The sequence below is a fragment of the Ruegeria sp. HKCCE3926 genome, assembly GCF_017872515.1.
GTDB lineage: Bacteria > Pseudomonadota > Alphaproteobacteria > Rhodobacterales > Rhodobacteraceae > Ruegeria.
Genome location: NZ_JAEDOU010000001.1, coordinates 898,764 through 914,290 on the forward strand (window position 1 = coordinate 898,764; position 15,527 = coordinate 914,290).

At 58.8% G+C, this 15,527-nt stretch carries 16 protein-coding genes and 1 tRNA gene; 9 read left to right on the top strand and 8 right to left on the bottom strand.

All coding sequences use genetic code 11. The annotated features are described in order from the left end of the window. Positions 1 to 24: 24 nt before the first annotated feature. Positions 25 to 1,569 (bottom strand): trimethylamine methyltransferase family protein, encoded by a 1,545-nt coding sequence (locus tag I9184_RS04565; RefSeq protein ID WP_209833026.1) that lies wholly within the window; start codon positions 1,567 to 1,569, stop codon positions 25 to 27. A gap of 401 nt (positions 1,570 to 1,970) precedes the next feature. Here I9184_RS04565 and I9184_RS04570 point away from each other — a divergent pair, with 401 nt between their 5' ends. After that, the gene (locus I9184_RS04570; RefSeq protein WP_245217972.1) at positions 1,971 to 2,501 is read left to right on the top strand and encodes an outer membrane beta-barrel protein; all 531 of its coding nucleotides are present in this window, start codon (positions 1,971 to 1,973) and stop codon (positions 2,499 to 2,501) included. 8 nt (positions 2,502 to 2,509) lie between these two features. On the opposite strand, the gene I9184_RS04575 is transcribed toward I9184_RS04570, so the two are convergent. Beyond that, entirely contained in the window at positions 2,510 to 3,697 is a 1,188-nt protein-coding gene (locus I9184_RS04575) for a pyridoxal phosphate-dependent aminotransferase (RefSeq protein ID WP_171632250.1), read from the bottom strand. 56 nt (positions 3,698 to 3,753) lie between these two features. Further along, entirely contained in the window at positions 3,754 to 4,098 is a 345-nt protein-coding gene (locus I9184_RS04580; RefSeq protein ID WP_171632253.1) for an MmcQ/YjbR family DNA-binding protein, read from the bottom strand. A gap of 218 nt (positions 4,099 to 4,316) precedes the next feature. Between I9184_RS04580 and cysS the strand changes: the two genes are divergently transcribed. The 3 genes from cysS to I9184_RS04595 are packed head-to-tail and all read left to right on the top strand — an operon-like array spanning position 4,317 to position 8,127. Then, positions 4,317 to 5,714 (top strand): cysteine--tRNA ligase, encoded by a 1,398-nt coding sequence (gene cysS / locus I9184_RS04585; RefSeq protein ID WP_171723214.1) that lies wholly within the window; start codon positions 4,317 to 4,319, stop codon positions 5,712 to 5,714. Further along, complete coding sequence (cimA, locus tag I9184_RS04590) at positions 5,714 to 7,348, top strand: citramalate synthase (RefSeq protein WP_209833028.1); 1,635 nt, start codon at positions 5,714 to 5,716, stop codon at positions 7,346 to 7,348. The genes cysS and cimA overlap by 1 nt, the downstream gene beginning before the upstream one ends. After that, a complete protein-coding gene (locus I9184_RS04595) occupies positions 7,345 to 8,127 on the top strand; it encodes a squalene/phytoene synthase family protein (protein WP_209833030.1) in 783 nt (260 codons plus the stop codon). The genes cimA and I9184_RS04595 overlap by 4 nt, the downstream gene beginning before the upstream one ends. On the opposite strand, the gene I9184_RS04600 is transcribed toward I9184_RS04595, so the two are convergent. After that, entirely contained in the window at positions 8,128 to 9,354 is a 1,227-nt protein-coding gene (locus tag I9184_RS04600; RefSeq protein WP_209833032.1) for an MFS transporter, read from the bottom strand. It abuts the gene before it with no gap. Positions 9,355 to 9,451: 97 nt separating this feature from the next. Between I9184_RS04600 and I9184_RS04605 the strand changes: the two genes are divergently transcribed. Beyond that, on the top strand, positions 9,452 to 10,084 hold the full coding sequence (locus I9184_RS04605) for a DNA-3-methyladenine glycosylase 2 family protein (protein WP_171632267.1): 633 nt from the start codon (positions 9,452 to 9,454) through the stop codon (positions 10,082 to 10,084). After that, entirely contained in the window at positions 10,081 to 10,746 is a 666-nt protein-coding gene (locus I9184_RS04610) for an alpha/beta fold hydrolase (protein ID WP_152458076.1), read from the top strand. Before I9184_RS04605 ends, I9184_RS04610 begins: the two co-directional genes overlap by 4 nt. 45 nt (positions 10,747 to 10,791) lie before the next feature. Here I9184_RS04610 and I9184_RS04615 read toward each other — a convergent pair whose 3' ends face one another. Together I9184_RS04615 and I9184_RS04620 are read right to left on the bottom strand one after the other, a co-directional pair. Further along, positions 10,792 to 11,217 (bottom strand): VOC family protein, encoded by a 426-nt coding sequence (locus I9184_RS04615; protein ID WP_171632270.1) that lies wholly within the window; start codon positions 11,215 to 11,217, stop codon positions 10,792 to 10,794. Positions 11,218 to 11,249: 32 nt separating this feature from the next. Then, positions 11,250 to 11,855: an rRNA large subunit pseudouridine synthase E gene (locus tag I9184_RS04620; protein ID WP_171632272.1), complete on the bottom strand. Its 606-nt coding sequence runs from the start codon at positions 11,853 to 11,855 to the stop codon at positions 11,250 to 11,252. Positions 11,856 to 12,068: 213 nt separating this feature from the next. Between I9184_RS04620 and I9184_RS04625 the strand changes: the two genes are divergently transcribed. Further along, positions 12,069 to 12,656, top strand: coding sequence for an HNH endonuclease (locus I9184_RS04625; RefSeq protein ID WP_152458073.1), 588 nt, complete (start codon positions 12,069 to 12,071; stop codon positions 12,654 to 12,656). On the opposite strand, the gene I9184_RS04630 is transcribed toward I9184_RS04625, so the two are convergent. Together I9184_RS04630 and I9184_RS04635 are read right to left on the bottom strand one after the other, a co-directional pair. Then, positions 12,653 to 13,123, bottom strand: coding sequence for a disulfide bond formation protein B (locus I9184_RS04630; RefSeq protein WP_171723218.1), 471 nt, complete (start codon positions 13,121 to 13,123; stop codon positions 12,653 to 12,655). The genes I9184_RS04625 and I9184_RS04630 overlap by 4 nt on opposite strands. Next, complete coding sequence (locus I9184_RS04635; RefSeq protein WP_152458071.1) at positions 13,120 to 13,698, bottom strand: YqaA family protein; 579 nt, start codon at positions 13,696 to 13,698, stop codon at positions 13,120 to 13,122. Before I9184_RS04635 ends, I9184_RS04630 begins: the two co-directional genes overlap by 4 nt. Before the next feature lie 147 nt (positions 13,699 to 13,845). Here I9184_RS04635 and I9184_RS04640 point away from each other — a divergent pair. Together I9184_RS04640 and I9184_RS04645 are read left to right on the top strand one after the other, a co-directional pair. Then, positions 13,846 to 13,931, top strand: a tRNA-Leu gene (locus tag I9184_RS04640). Positions 13,932 to 14,522: 591 nt separating this feature from the next. Continuing rightward, entirely contained in the window at positions 14,523 to 15,491 is a 969-nt protein-coding gene (locus tag I9184_RS04645; RefSeq protein ID WP_209833033.1) for a TAXI family TRAP transporter solute-binding subunit, read from the top strand. Positions 15,492 to 15,527 lie beyond the last annotated feature (36 nt).

Below are 15,527 nucleotides of genomic sequence, written 5' to 3' on the forward strand. Positions count from 1 at the left end.
CTCATCGGGCCGCTTTTTCAGATGCTATAACGGCAAGTGAATGTTGAATTTTTCCCGAATCTCAGCATCCAGAAGCGGGTCGAACCGGGCCGCCGACGGGGTGGACAGGATCTCATTCTTTCGGGCCACTGCCTTTTCAACCAGATCCGGTTTGCCAAGCTCCACCCATTCCTTGGGGGAAGAGCGGTCACCAAAGGTCGGATAGACATAGTCGGCCTGCATCCGGCTGAGGGTCGCATCGGTGCCCAGATAATGACCGGGGCCGCCCATGCACACGGATGCGATCTGATCCAGTGCCAGGGTTTCATCGGTCACTTCGATCCCGCGCACGCAGCGCTGCGCCTGACCGATCAGGTCGTCGCTGAGGATGAGACTTTCAAAGCAGAATCCCAGCAGCGAGGCGTGCATGCCAGCGGCTTCATATACCATGTTCAGACCGGACAGCCCGGCCATCACGTTCGAGCACATCTGTTCCCACCCGGCCTGCATGTCGGGCAGCTTCGAATCTGATGCGCCGGCTGCCGCGCCCCCCGGCAAGTCGTAGAAACGGTGCATCTGGGCGCAGCCTGCCGTCAGCAGGGCTTGTTCGCCGGAACCGATGGACATTGCGCCGGTCCGTAGATCAAGACCAAAGGGCCAGGTGCCGAAAACTGCGGGTGCGCCGGGACTTACGGCGTTTACATAAACCAATCCCGCAAGGCATTCCGCCGTGGCCTGGGCGATTGCTCCGGCGATGGTTGATGGCGCGGTGGCGCCGGCCATTCCGGCTGACAGCAACAGAACCGGCATTCCGGCCTTGATGCATTCCTCCATCACTTCGCAGCTTTCAGTGGCGAATTTCATCGGTGGGACGACGAAGCAGTTCGAGTTCGACACAAATGGTCGCTCGCGATATTTATCTTCGCCGCCCGCGATCATATAGATCATCTCCATCGCGGGGGCGACGTGGCTGGGTTCCGTGAAGGATGTGCCGACGTGTTTGAATGTTCCTGAACAGCTGGCGTAGATCGTGTTCAGGTCCATTTCCAGGTTGTCCGTGATGTCGCGACAGACCATGGGGCGCTGAACAAAGTGAATATTGTCAAGCTGTTGGCAGATACGTGCGGCATCGTGCAAATCCTGAACGGTTGAATCGCGATACTCGCGACCATGCACGTCGACCATTGAAACGGCTGCACCAGCCGTGCCGTAATGTACTTTTGTACCTGTCAGGTCCAGATCGGTTTTCCCGTCACGGCTGTACAAAGTGACATTGCGGTTCGCCTTTGCGATCGTGTCTTCGACAAGCGCACGGGGAAAGCGGACGCGGCCATCGTCGCCCAATGCGCAGCCTGCACCAACCAGATAGTCGATCCCGCTTTGCGGCGCGTCCGCCAGACCAATTGTTTCCAATGCGGTCAGGGCGGCCTCGTGGATACGTTCGATCTGTGCTTGGGTCAGGACATTCAGGACACCGCCTTCCATACCGGGGCGCACGGGGCGCAGATGTTCAGGCAATGCGGTTGCACGGGCAGCGCGACGCGCAGCGCGACCGCCGCTGCGCGATGTGTTGCGGGATTGGTCGTTCATTTCTATTTCCGATCTGTGAGAGATGTTTGGGGAACTGGCAAATGGCCGCTTACGGCCGTCCTCTCGCTGCACGTCCCCGGTCCGCACCAATGGTGCGGCTGATCAGGCTGATTTTCCAGTCGTGGTCAGTCATTCCGCCTCTCAACGTTTGGCGCAACAATTCCAAAACACGGCGACGCAATCTGTTCTGTTTGCGACCTCAACGGAATTTACTTCAGCAAATATCTGCCCAACAAACCTCTGACGGAATTCTGAGGCAGATTTTCTCCCTCGAGGACAGAAATCTGTTATACTGCATTCACTTACTCTTGAGCTTTGCGTGCAAGGAATTGAACTCTGACAAAAGCGATCCCAGTTGAATTGCAAGTTAACACATGATCTGAAGCCCGAGTGAAATCGCGTTGAAACAGACTTTTGAACTTTTTTCTGTCCTGATTGTCGTGGCTCTGACGGCCAACGCCAGCCCGGTTTTGGCAGAGGATTGGACAGGGGGGTACGTTGGGCTCAGCTTTGGGTATGGCGATGCGGATGGACCGGGTGGATCAAGCGGGGACGACACCGCCTTTGGTGCGCATGTAGGCTATGATCGGGATTTCGGGGCTTTCGTTCTGGGCGGTGAACTTGAATACAACCGCCTTTCCCTGAACCTCAGCCAGTCTCAGGGCAGTCTGGACAGCATGACCCGATTGAAACTGCGTGGCGGGTACGATTTCGGCAGCGCGCTGGGGTATGTCGTCGTTGGCGCGGCACGGGCCGAAACATCTGTCGACAGCGATACCGCCGCTGTTTACGGGATAGGCATCGCTTATCCGATTGGCGACAATTTTGTCATAAGTGGCGAGGCGTTGCGGCAAGATTTCGATGATGTTACCCGATCCACCGGTGGTTTGGATTCCAACGTCTTCAACCTGCGCACAACGTTCCGTTTCTGACAACAGGCTTATTCAGCTGCGTGCTTCCTCGCAAGTTGCGACGCGAATTCGCACAGCGTTTTCAGCGCATCCGCAAAACGTTCATCCGCCACGGTCATGGCCACCCGTATGTGCCCGGCAGCGGCCTTGCCGAAGCTTTCGCCGGGCATGACGGCAATCTTGTGTGCGTCCAGCAGCGCGTTGGCAAACGCGTCCCCCGACATCCCGGTCGCGCGGATATCCAGCATCAGATACATGGCGCCCTGCGCGGGGACGAGGCCGACGATGTTTTGCGAGGCTAGAATATCCATGGCCAAGGATCGGCGGCGGCGGAACGGAGCGGCGATTTTTTCTTCAAGTTCAACACCCGCGGTCAGCGCAAAACTCGACGCGTCCTGCACGAACCCGGGAACGCCGTAGGTGGTGTGGGTCGCCAGATTGATCAGATGGGCGATGACCTCCTCGGGGCCGACGACCCATCCACACCGAGACCCCGTCATGGCGTGGGACTTGGACATGGATCCAACCACAAGCGTTCGCTCTGCCATGTCGGACAGCGCACGCGGAGAAAGATGTTCACCGTCCCAGACCTGCGTGTCGTATACCTCATCCGAGATCAGCCAAAGATCGCGTCGCTTGCACACGTCAGTGACCGCCTCGAGCGATTGACGGGAATAGACCACGCCGGTCGGATTGTTCGGCGTGTTGATCAACAGCGAAACCGCGCCTTCAGCAGCGGCATCGATCCGCTCGGCCTGGGGCTGGAAAGCGTCGTCAGCGGCGGTTTGAACCGCGCGGGCGACGGCGCCAACACCCCGAATCGTGCCGGGGTAGGTGGCGTAGTACGGGTCGAGATACAATCCGACATCACCGGGATCGCAAACGGCCATATGTGCCGCGAACAGGGCGGCTTGTCCGCCGGGGGTGATCAGAACATTGTTCCGAGAGGTCGGAACGCCAGTGCGGGTCTGAACCCGCGCGGCGACCGTGTCGCGCAGCAGGTCCGTGCCGGGTACCATCGCGTAACCTGTATGGCCGTTGCGGGTCGACAGCTCCATCGCCCGAAGAATCGAAGGGTCGGTTCGGGTGTCATGTTCACCGATCGTCAATTCGGTTACGGCTTGTCCTTCGCTCAACATCCGGCGGGCGCGATAGAACACGTCCCAGCCATCGCTGCGGCCGCCGGTGATCTGCGTGATGCGTTCAGACAATCTCATGAAATCGCCTCTGGTTGCTTTGCGCTGAATGGGGCAGAGCAGTGGCCGTTTGTCAATCAGCTTCGCGGCGCCAGCGTTGCCTGAAGCTTTTTTGTCAGCGATGCGCGCACGAGGTCATAGGAGGCCGTCAAACGATGGCGCAGCTCCTCGGTCTCGGCATCAAACGGCAGGCGGACCCAGCTGCGGTGAAAATAGGGGGCTTTCACCGCGACACCGGCATCAATCAGCATCTGAGCCGTTTCCACGTCGGGCGTTTTGACGGAAACACCGTCATTTGCAATTCCGATACAGGCAAACATCTTGCCGCCAACTTTCCACGCGTCATGACCGCCGCCCCATGGGTCTGACAGTTCTGCACCGGGAAATTCCTTGCAGATGGAATTGATGAAGTCTCGATCCATGACAGCCACTCTGCCGGACCGGGTGATCAAACTCAACGCTTGGCTTGGCGGGAATCCCGTGCTAACCGAGGGGCATGAACCCGGTGACCTGCATCATTATCTGCTGCATTACCTGCTGATTTATCAAGCGGGCCGGTTTCTTTCGTTTTCATCCCTGAGACAAGTTGCTAAGCCCGCGCCAACGCGCAAGCCTTTGCTGTTTTCTAGGAGCCCGACCGATGACGACGATCAAGCTGCACAACACGCGGACGCGGACGAAGGAAGATTTCGTACCGATCGACCCTGACAACGTGCGGATGTATGTCTGTGGTCCGACGGTCTATGACCGCGCCCATCTGGGCAATGCCCGCCCGGTGGTCGTGTTCGACGTTCTTTATCGTCTGTTGCGCCACGTCTATGGCGCAGAGCGCGTGACCTATGTGCGCAATTTCACCGACGTGGACGACAAGATCAACGCCACCGCGCTGGCCCGCAAACAGGCGGGCGCGGAAGGCACGCTGGAGCAACTGGTGCAGCAACGGTCGGATGAAACCATCGGCTGGTACCTGCATGATATGGGCGCTTTGGGCACGTTGGAGCCGAACGAGATGCCGCGTGCGACCCAGTTCATCGCACAGATGATTGCGATGATCGAAGACCTGATCGCCAAGGGCCATGCCTATGCCGCCGAAGGTCATGTTCTGTTTGCGGTGGATAGCTGGAAAGAAAGCTATGGCAAGCTATCGGGGCGCTCGGTGGATGACATGATCGCCGGCGCGCGGGTCGAGGTGGCGCCCTACAAGAAGAACCCGATGGATTTCGTTCTGTGGAAACCCTCGACCGATGAACTGCCGGGCTGGGACAGCCCATGGGGGCGGGGACGTCCGGGCTGGCACATCGAATGCTCGGCCATGAGCTATGAGTTGCTGGGTAAGAGTTTTGATATCCATGGTGGCGGCAACGACCTGATGTTCCCGCACCACGAGAATGAGATTGCCCAGAGCTGCTGCGCGCACCCGGAAGGTGAGTTCGCTCGATACTGGTTGCACAATGAGATGCTGCAGGTCGAAGGTAAGAAAATGTCCAAATCTCTGGGCAATTTCTTCACAGTGCACGATCTGTTGGAGCAAGGCGTGCCGGGTGAAGTGATCCGGTTTGTCTTTTTGCAGACGCATTACCGCAAGCCGATGGATTGGACTGAAAAAAAGGCCCGTGAAGCGGAGCGAACCTTGCGCAAATTCTACGCGCAGGCCGCGCAAGGGGTTGGTTATGGCGAGCCGCATCCTCAAATCGTTAACTTTTTGGCGGACGACCTGAACACAGCCGGTGCCATCGCCGAACTCCACCAGTTATCCATCGCTGACGATGTCGTGGGGTTGCGGCATTCGCTGCAATTTTTGGGATTGTTGGGCAACGATGTCCCGTCGTGGGCTCAGACGCCGCAGGTCGATCTGTCGGCCCATGCAGATCGCTTGGCAAAGGCGCGCGTATCTGCAATGGAAAACAAGGATTTCTCGGAGGTCGATCGCCTCAAGGCGGCGTATGTTGCGGCGGGGCTTGAGGTGCGAATGAGCAAGGAAGGTGTTGAACTGGTGCCGGGCGCCGGTTTTGATGCTGCCAAGCTGGAGGAGGTCTGATGACCAAAGAACGCCTCTATCTTTACGACACGACCCTGCGTGACGGGCAGCAGACCCAGGGCGTTCAGTTCTCGACCGCCGAAAAGGTGCAGATCGCACAGGCGCTGGACGCATTGGGGGTGGATTACATCGAAGGCGGTTGGCCCGGTGCCAACCCCACCGACAGCGCGTTTTTCGAGGCGGCGCCAAAGACCGCGGCCCGGTTGACGGCCTTTGGCATGACCAAACGGGCAGGGCGCTCGGCCGAGAATGACGATGTGCTGGCTGCGGTGATGAATGCGGGTACGCAGGCCGTTTGTCTGGTTGGCAAGTCACATGATTATCACGTGACCCATGCGCTTGGCATTTCGCTTGAAGAGAACACGGAAAACGTTCGTGCTTCGGTCGCGCATATCGTGGCGCAAGGGCGCGAGGCGTTGTTCGATGCCGAACATTTCTTTGACGGGTACAAGGACAACCCCGAATACGCGACACAAGTTTGCCGGGCCGCGCTGGAGGCGGGCGCGCGATGGGTTGTGCTGTGTGACACCAACGGTGGCGCGTTGCCGTCCGAGGTCGGGCGGATCGTGTCCGAAGTAATCGCGGCCGGTCTGCCGGGTGAACGGTTGGGTATTCACACCCATAACGATACCGAGAACGCAGTGGCCTGTTCTCTGGCAGCGGTCGAAGCAGGTGCCCGGCAAATTCAGGGAACGCTGAATGGTCTGGGGGAACGCTGCGGCAACGCAAACCTGACGGCGCTGATCCCGACATTGCTGCTGAAAGAACCCTACGCCTCGCAGTTCGAAACCGGCGTCAGCCTTGATGCGCTGGCCAGGCTGACCCGCATCAGCCGCATGTTGGACGATGTCCTGAACCGCGTTCCCAGCAAGCAGGCGGCGTATGTGGGCGCGTCGGCTTTTGCGCATAAGGCGGGGTTGCACGCCAGCGCGATCCTTAAGGACCCGTTGACTTACGAACATGTGGACCCTGCGAGCATAGGCAATGAACGTATCATTCCGATGTCGAACCAGGCGGGTCAGTCGAACCTGCGCAAACGCCTGACCGAGGCGGGGCTGAGCGTCAAAGCCGGTGATCCCGCATTGGGCCGCATCCTTGAGCGGATCAAGGATCGTGAAGCGGTTGGGTATTCCTACGACACCGCGCAGGCCAGTTTCGAACTGTTGGCGCGGGATGAACTGGGGCAACTGCCTGAGTTCTTCGAGGTCAAACGCTACAAGGTCACTGTTGAGCGTCGGAAGAACAAATACAACAAGATGGTCAGCCTGTCCGAGGCTGTCGTCGTGGTCAAAGTGGACGGTGAAAAGAAACTGTCGGTCAGCGAGTCCATGGACGACTCCGGAAACGACAGGGGGCCTGTGAACGCGCTGGCCAAGGCGCTGGCGAAGGATTTGGGACAATACTCGCAGGTTTTGTCAGACATGCGCCTTGTCGATTTCAAGGTCCGTATCACCCAGGGCGGGACCGAAGCGGTGACCCGCGTCATCATCGACAGCGAAGACGGTCAGGGGCGGCGCTGGTCGACGGTGGGTGTTAGTGCGAACATAGTTGATGCGTCCTTTGAGGCGCTGCTGGATGCGATCCAGTGGAAACTGGTCCGTGATTGCGATCCGCAAAAGGCAGCGGCCGAGTGAGTGGGACCTTCGACGATGATGTCAAAGCCTGCGCCGCGCTGGTACAGCGTGCGGATCCTTATCGGTTCCGCGCGACGATGGCTGCTCCGGTCGCGGCCCGCGTGGTTTTGTTTCCGATCTATGCGTTGAATGTCGAAGTCGCCCGCGCGCCATGGGTGACGCAAGAGGCCATGATTGCCGAAATGCGGCTGCAATGGTGGCGCGACGCGTTGCAGGAGATTGCAGAAGGGGCCGCGGTGCGGCGGCACGAGGTGGTGACGCCTTTGTCGCGGGTCCTGTCGCCGCATCTGGCAGGCGTTCTGGATGAATTTGTTGCCGTAAGGCGTTGGGATATATACCGGGATCCGTTCGAGGATCAGGAACATTTTGACGCCTATATCAACCACAGTTCCGGATCTCTTTTCGTCGCCTCGGCGCAGGCGCTGGGTGCGGCGGATGAAAGCGTGTTGCGCGATTTCGGGTACGGAGTCGGTGTGGCAAATTGGTTCCGCGCCATTCCCGAACTGGAAAAGCGGGGTCGCGTACCTTTGCTTAATGGGTCGACGGGTGGCGTTCAGCAACTGGCCCAATCCGCTTTGGACCGATTGCGCAAGGCGCGATCAAACCGGGCCGACATCGCACCTGAGGCGCGTCCCGCGCTGTATGCAGGTTGGTTGGCGGAACGGGTGCTTAAGCAGGCCATCGCCCAACCCAAGCGGGTGGCGGCTGGAGCGCTGGAACCAGGCGAAATGCGTCAGCGACTGTCCCTGATGTGGACCGTCGGCAGCGGGCGCTGGTGATCAGACCCTTTCGGGATCGGCCGGGCGCAAAACCAGCCACAGCAATGCGCCACCTGCCAGTGTCAGCAAGGGGATCATGGCAAGGTTGACGGCGTTCCACCCCTCGATCGCGGATCCGCCCGAGCAGTTCATCAACCCGCCCGAGGCCAGCGATGCCAATGTCACACCGCCAAACACCAGCAGGTCGTTGAGGCCCTGCATCCGCCCGCGTTCATGCGGTTCATGCGACGCGGCCAGCATCGTGGTCGCGCCGATGAATCCGAAATTCCAACCAATGCCCAGAAGAACAAGGGCGATAAAAAAGTTACCCAATTCAACGCCTTGCAGCGCAACTACCCCTGATGCGGCAAGTATGGCCAAACCCAGAGCGACGATCTTCTCAACGCCAAACCGGGCAATCAGGTGCCCGGTGAAGAAGCTGGGGACATACATTGCCAGCACGTGACTGGTCACGATATCCGCTGCGTCATTGGCGGAAAATCCACATCCGACAACGGCAAGCGGCGTCGAGGTCATCACCAGATTCATCAACGCATAAGACACCATGGCACAGATGATCGCGACGGCGATGCGGGGTGTTTTCAACAACTCGATCCGTGACCGCCCCTTGGGTTCATCGGCCGCAGGTTTCGCAGGCGTCGGAATGTCGAGAAAGAAGAACAGCGCCGAGCCCAGAACGTTGATCCCGATTACGGCCATATATGTTCCCAAAAAAGGGATGACGTAAGCTTCAGACGTAAGTTTCACAATCTGAGGCCCGATGATGGCGGCCGCCAGCCCACCGGCCATCACGTATGAAATCGCTTTTGGGCGGTAGTCGTTTGACGCGGTGTCTGCTGCCGCAAAGCGATAGAACCCGTGTGCGCTCATGTAGATTCCGGTCAGCAGGCTGCCGACAAGAAAAATGGGGAACGAGCCCAGAAACAGGCCATAGGCCCCGATCAGCCCGCCCAGTGCACCGGCGGTTGCCCCGACAAGGAACCCCACGCGACGGCCCCATTTTTGCATGATGGCCGAGATCGGCATGGCTGCCAGCATCGATCCCAGAACGATCAGGGATATCGGCAGCGTCGCCAAGCAGGGGTTCGAGGCCAGCGATTGACCTGCAAGCCCGCCGACGATGAACATCATCGGCATCTGCGCACCCAGGATGGCTTGGGCAGCCACCAGCACGGCCACATTGCGTTTGGCCTGCCGGTCGTCCGGAAGGGTTGAAATCATGGTCATGGGCGAATGGTTATCGGCTAAGTGTTTGCGGCACAAGCGGGTTGCATCTGCGTCACATGCGCCTAACCTGCCCGAAATAACAGAGCAGGGAGGCCGCATGCCCGCAGGCCGCATCATCGAAACATCGGACTGTGTGGCGGAAGGGGCCGAATGGCTGGCCCAAACCTGTCCGCGCATGGCGTATGCGATGGATCAGACCGGCCCCTTGCCGCTGCGCCGCCGCCCCGATGGGTTTGCGCAATTATTGAGTGCAATCGTCAGTCAGCAAGTCAGCGTGGCTTCGGCCAATGCGATCTGGAAACGGCTTCAGGATGCCCGCTTGACCGGTCCGCGCAAGATCCTGTGGGCAACGGATGACGATCTGCGGGCAGTTGGGTTGAGCCGACAGAAGATCCGTTATGCACGCGCTCTGGCCGAGGCACGTATCGACTATAAGGCACTGCGCGATGCAACTGACGCAGATGTCGTCGCTACTTTGACGCAAGTTCCGGGTATCGGTGTCTGGACAGCCGAAATCTATGCGATGTTCTCACTGGGTCGCGCTGATGTCATCGCACCCGGTGATCTCGCCCTGCAAGAGGCGGCGCGCATCCTCTATGACTTGCCTGAACGTCCAACGGACAAGAAATTGCGCAATATGGCCGAGGCCTGGTCGCCCTGGCGTTCGGTTGCGGCACGGGTGCTGTGGGCCTATTACCGGGTTGCAAAACAAAGAGAAGGGATCAGATGACACGGGTTTTGAATGCGCTCCGGAAAGAGCCTGTTTCGGGCGACACGCGCTCGGTCGTGGTGTTCGTGCATGGCTATGGCGCAAACGGTGCCGATCTGCTGGGATTGGCCGATCCGCTGGGTGAACACCTGCCTGACACGTTGTTCGTGGCCCCCGACGCGCCCGAGCAGATCCCCGGAATGCCCAACGGGTATCAGTGGTTTCCGATTCCCTGGATCGATGGATCTTCCGAAGAAGAAGCCCGCCGGGGCATGGAAATGGCTGTCGAGGACTTCAACGCCTTTCTGGACGCGCTGATGGTGGACGAAGATGTTCTGCCCGAACAGGTTGTGTTGTTTGGCTTCAGCCAGGGCACCATGATGAGCTTGCACGTTGCGCCGCGGCGGGAAGATCCCGTGGCCGGGATCGTAGCCTTTTCAGGCCGTTTGCTGGAACCCGATTTGCTGGTGGATGAAACCGTCAGCCGGATGCCTGTCTTGCTGGTGCATGGCGACGCTGACGACGTTGTTCCGCCTCAATCCCTGCCGGAAGCGGCCGAAGCCTTGCAAGCTGCGGGTTTCAAAGAGGTCTATGCCCATGTCATGAAAGGCACCGGGCACGGTATCGCCCCGGATGGGCTGAGCGTTGCGCTGGCTTTCATGCGCGACAAGCTGAGCCTTTAGTGTTTGGAATCTGATCTGCGGAGCGCCCATGCGTTCCGCACCGGATCAAGTCCAAAGGTGCGCTTCGGCGAACTCGACCGAGTTTCCGGCCGGGTCGCGCACATACAGGGATCGCACGCCGCCGGGCCAGTCAAACTCGGCATCTACTGGAATATTCCAATCCAGAAGGTGTTTGCGCATCACTGCGATTTCCTCTCGTGACAGCACAAGACACACATGTCCGGGGCCGCGCGCGCCGTGGGGCGGAACCGGCATGCCGGGGTCGAGCGGCGGTTGTTCGGTCTGGTCGGGATTGAAAATCAGCAGGACCGATCCGCCGATGCGATAGAAAACATGGCGGTCAGCGACGCGTTGGATGCGTTCGAGCCCAAGAACTTCGCCGTAAAACTGTTCTGCCGCGTCCAGATCATCAACATAGAGCGCGGCTTCCAGAATGGCCGAAGGGGCCGGGATGTCAGGCGTTTTCTTCATGACCCCAGTTTAGCAGATCGGGGCAGGGTCTGTCACCGGCGCGGGCGACGGTCGCGCTTGCGTTGGGGGGCCGCGCTCAGTGTCGGCATTGGCAGACTGTCCCAGTGCCCGGGCTCAAGATCATCCAGGGTCCAGTCTCCGATGCGGTACCGGATCAGGCGCAGCGTCGGCAGGCCAACTGCCGCTGTCATCCGACGCACCTGTCGGTTTTTGCCCTCACGTATGGTCAGTTCAAGCCAGCTGTCCGGCACAGTCTTGCGTTCGCGGATCGGCGGGGTGCGCGGCCAAAGCATTTCGGGCTCGTCGATCTGGCGGGCCTTGGCTGGGCGGGTCAGACCATCCTTCAATTCGACCCCGTTGCGGAGCGTTTTCAGGGCCGCCTCGTCGGGGGTGCCTTCAACTTGAACCCAATAGGTTTTGGCCATCTTGTGCTTTGGGTCAGAGATCTGGGATTGCAACTTTCCATGATCTGTCAGCAGCATCAAACCTTCACTGTCACGGTCCAGCCTGCCCGCCGGATAGACGCCGGGAAGATCGATGAAATCGGACAGCGTGCTGCGTGGGCCGTCCGTATTGGCGCGGTCCGTGAACTGCGGCAGAACATCATAAGGTTTGTTGAAGCGAATGAACCAGGACATGACCTGCGCATAGCCCGAAGGTCACCCCCGGTGCAAGCTGTGGATAACTGTCACGTGCCTGTTACGGATTCGCGTTACCCCGTCTGCGACATATTGTGGAAAATCAGGGCTTGTCAGAGTTTTAACACGATATATAGTTATAAAAAGACCGGGGCGGGTGCTCCCCGCTCTGGTGTCACAAACGGGCAGCTGAGAGCGAGGAGCGATTCTGTGATGGACGGAGACTTCAGAACCGAATTTGTAAGGGAGCCGGGTGCGCTCAAACAACACCCGGCCCTGGTTTTGAACGCCGATTATCGCCCCTTGTCCTATTACCCGCTGTCACTGTGGCCCTGGCAAGAAGCGATCAAGGCGGCCTGGCTGGATCGGGTCGATATCGTGGCTGAATATGACGAGGTCGTCCGCAGCCCGAGCACCGAGATCCGAATACCCTCGGTCGTTGTTTTGAAAGACTATGTAAAACCCAGAAAGCGCGTGGCCTTCACGCGCTTTAATTTATTTTTGCGGGATGAATTCCGCTGCCAGTACTGTGGCAGCCGGGACAACCTGACCTTCGATCATGTGGTGCCGCGGGCCGCCGGTGGTGTGACCAGTTGGCAGAACGTGGTGGCCGCGTGCAGCCCGTGCAATCTGCGCAAGGGGTCAAAGTCGCTGCGCCAGGCTCGGATGACCTTGCGCAAGCCGCCACGTCAGCCCGATGCCGAAGCGTTGCGCAATATCGGACGGAAATTCCCACCGAACCACCTGCATGAAAGCTGGATCGATTTCCTGTACTGGGATGCAGAGCTGGACGAGTTCTAAGCCGCGCGGGATTTCCATGCGGCCAGCCAGATCAGCACCAGCATGGCAGAAGCAATGGCGTTCCAGCCAGCCATCGAGATACCGAACATCTCCCAGGGGATATCATCGCATCGCACCAAAGGCGCGGACATGATTTGATCGAACAGATCGTCAGCGGACAGACCGCTGATGCTGCCGGATGTGCAGCTGCTTGGGCCTTCCCACCAGCCTTGTTCAACGCCGGCGTGAAATACGCCCACCGCCGAAGTCGTCGCGGCCGCCGCGGCGCCCAGCAAGGGAAGAAAGGTCAGCCTGGGCAATGCCAGCGCCACGGCGCCAATCGCGATTGCCACTGCATGAGGATAGCGCTGCCAGATGCACATCTTGCACGGCGCAAGCCCGCCGAGATGCTGAAAGCCAAAAGCGGCCAGAAGAAGCGCCAGTGATCCAAGACTTGCCACTGCGACAAGTTGCGAACGTCTCGTCATAAGTATTTCACCACCAGGAATCCGCCAAACAGGAGGATGATGAACAAAGTGAACATTAGCCCCAGGCGCTTTTCGATGAAGTCGCGGATCGGCTCACCGAATCCCCAGAGCAGGCCTGCCACCAGAAAAAACCTCAACGCGCGGGCCAGAATCGAGGTCGCGATAAAGGTTCCAAGCGGCATGCCGGTCCAGCCGGACATAATGGTGATGACCTTGTAGGGGAAGGGGGTCACACCAGCGGCCAGAACGGCCCAGAACCCGAAGTCGTTGAACCGGGTATTGAATTCTTCCATGGCATGGGCTTTCCCCATGGATTCCAGAATGGGCTGCCCGATGCTTTCATAGAAAAACGCACCAATCGCATAGCCCAGCATGCCCCCCAGAACCGATGCCACCAGTGCCACGGTTGCGATCAGCCATGCCCGGGACGGGCGGGCCAGAATCATCGGAATCATCAGCACATCTGGGGGAATCGGGAAGAACGAACTTTCGATGAAAGCCACGATGGCCAGCGCCCACAGCGCGTGAGGGTGTTCGGCCAGACGAATGGTCCAGTCATAAAGCGATCGTAACATAAAGCACTCAAATCCCGTTTTCGGTCTGAAACCCAGCCAAACCATGCGCCCGATGGACCGTCAACAGCCGAGGGCGAAACAAATGGAATATTGGATGGTTTTTGCCTCTGGACCTTCGCTTGGATGGGCGCTAATCCAGTGTTCGTGGCCCAAGTGGCGGAATGGTAGACGCAGGGGATTCAAAATCCCCCGCCTTCACGGGCGTGAGAGTTCGAGTCTCTCCTTGGGCACCACAGTTCCGACAAACTCAGAACAACGTCCGTCCCAAGGGCGGGGCGCCGTTATCAAGCTGCTGACCCGCAAACTTGATCTGCATCTCTTGTTTGTGGTCCTCCGTAACGAGCCACCAGTGCCACAACGTTCTTGGCCTGCATTAGCAGACAGGTGATCAGGTCCCCGCAAGGATGGATCGTGAACCGAGTTGGTATTGAAGTGCCTTTGTCAGATTCGTCGAAACGTACAACCGTGACTTGCCCTGCCTCCTTATCCGAAACGCGGTTCGCTCTGTTTCGCGGTGATTAGCGCCGGGAATGAGGTCTCGTTTTGGATTTGGAGTGACCGCATGAACCCGGACGGCTCGCTGTGAACTGATGGGGAAAGTTCGGGATTTATGCTCATATATGCGAATTGGCGCAGGTCTGACCGGCGCCGGCCTTGACATTGCGAGTATCTGAATGAAACCTCGAAAGGGTTGGGAGAAATTGGGAAATTCAAAGATTTGTAGCCGTTGCGATGCGGGCCGGTTTGTATTATCGGCACGCTTCCCTGAGCAGGTGATCAAACTTGATTTCCAACTGCCAGACAAAAAAAGTGGGAGTTAACAGATGAAAAACAGCAGCAAACTGAGCGTCGGCGCCTTCGTCACCGCAGCCCTTCTGGCTCCGGCGGCCTATGCCGAAGAGTTCATTACGATCGGTACCGGTGGTGTCACCGGCGTTTACTATCCGACCGGCGGCGCGATCTGTCGTCTGGTCAACAAAGGCCGGAAAGAGCACGGCGTGCGCTGCTCGGTCGAATCGACCGGTGGTTCAGTTTACAACATCAACACCATCCGCGAAGGCGAGCTGGAGTTTGGTGTGGCCCAGTCCGACTGGCAGTACCACGCCTATAACGGCACCTCAAAATTCGAAGAAGCCGGCCCGTTCGAAGGTCTGCGCGCCGTGTTCTCGGTGCACCCCGAACCCTTCACCGTTGTGGCTCGCGCCGATTCCGGCATCACCAACTTTGAAGACCTGAAGGGCAAGCGCGTCAACATCGGCAACCCCGGTTCCGGTCAGCGCGGCACCATGGAAGTCCTGCTGGGCGAAATGGGCTGGACCACAGACGATTTCGAACTGGCTACCGAGCTGAAAGCGGCTGAACAGTCGGCGGCCCTGTGCGACAACCAGATCGACGCAATGGTTTACACTGTTGGCCACCCCTCGGGTTCGATTCAGGAAGCCACCACCGCATGTGACTCGGTTCTGGTGAACGTCAGCGGTGAGGCCGTGGACAAGCTGGTCAACGAAAACTCGTTCTACCGCAAGGCAACCATTCCCGGTGGCATGTACCGTGGGTCTGACGGAGACACCTCGACCTTTGGTGTGGGCGCGACCTTCGTGACCTCGGCCGATGTATCGGAAGATGCGGTTTACGCGGTCGTCAGCTCGGTCTTTGAAAACTTCGATGACTTCAAAAAGCTGCACCCGGCGTTTGCGAACCTGAAGCCCGAAGAGATGATTGCGGATGGCCTGTCGGCTCCGCTGCATCCGGGTGCCGAGAAGTACTACAAAGAAAAAGGCTGGATTCAGTAAACCAGACCTGACGCAGGGTGCCCAAGGGCGCCCTGC

Bases quoted from the DNA above. Each gene is read 5' to 3' on its own strand.
- I9184_RS04565 (WP_209833026.1), bottom strand. From the start codon at position 1,569: ATGAACGACCAATCCCGCAACACATCGCGCAGCGGCGGTCGCGCTGCG.
- I9184_RS04575 (WP_171632250.1), bottom strand. From the start codon at position 3,697: ATGAGATTGTCTGAACGCATCACGCAGATCACCGGCGGCCGCAGCGAT.
- I9184_RS04580 (WP_171632253.1), bottom strand. From the start codon at position 4,098: ATGGATCGAGACTTCATCAATTCCATCTGCAAGGAATTTCCCGGTGCA.
- cysS (WP_171723214.1), top strand. From the start codon at position 4,317: ATGACGACGATCAAGCTGCACAACACGCGGACGCGGACGAAGGAAGAT.
- cimA (WP_209833028.1), top strand. From the start codon at position 5,714: ATGACCAAAGAACGCCTCTATCTTTACGACACGACCCTGCGTGACGGG.
- I9184_RS04600 (WP_209833032.1), bottom strand. From the start codon at position 9,354: ATGACCATGATTTCAACCCTTCCGGACGACCGGCAGGCCAAACGCAAT.
- I9184_RS04605 (WP_171632267.1), top strand. From the start codon at position 9,452: ATGCCCGCAGGCCGCATCATCGAAACATCGGACTGTGTGGCGGAAGGG.
- I9184_RS04610 (WP_152458076.1), top strand. From the start codon at position 10,081: ATGACACGGGTTTTGAATGCGCTCCGGAAAGAGCCTGTTTCGGGCGAC.
- I9184_RS04615 (WP_171632270.1), bottom strand. From the start codon at position 11,217: ATGAAGAAAACGCCTGACATCCCGGCCCCTTCGGCCATTCTGGAAGCC.
- I9184_RS04620 (WP_171632272.1), bottom strand. From the start codon at position 11,855: ATGTCCTGGTTCATTCGCTTCAACAAACCTTATGATGTTCTGCCGCAG.
- I9184_RS04625 (WP_152458073.1), top strand. From the start codon at position 12,069: ATGGACGGAGACTTCAGAACCGAATTTGTAAGGGAGCCGGGTGCGCTC.
- I9184_RS04630 (WP_171723218.1), bottom strand. From the start codon at position 13,123: ATGACGAGACGTTCGCAACTTGTCGCAGTGGCAAGTCTTGGATCACTG.
- I9184_RS04635 (WP_152458071.1), bottom strand. From the start codon at position 13,698: ATGTTACGATCGCTTTATGACTGGACCATTCGTCTGGCCGAACACCCT.
- I9184_RS04645 (WP_209833033.1), top strand. From the start codon at position 14,523: ATGAAAAACAGCAGCAAACTGAGCGTCGGCGCCTTCGTCACCGCAGCC.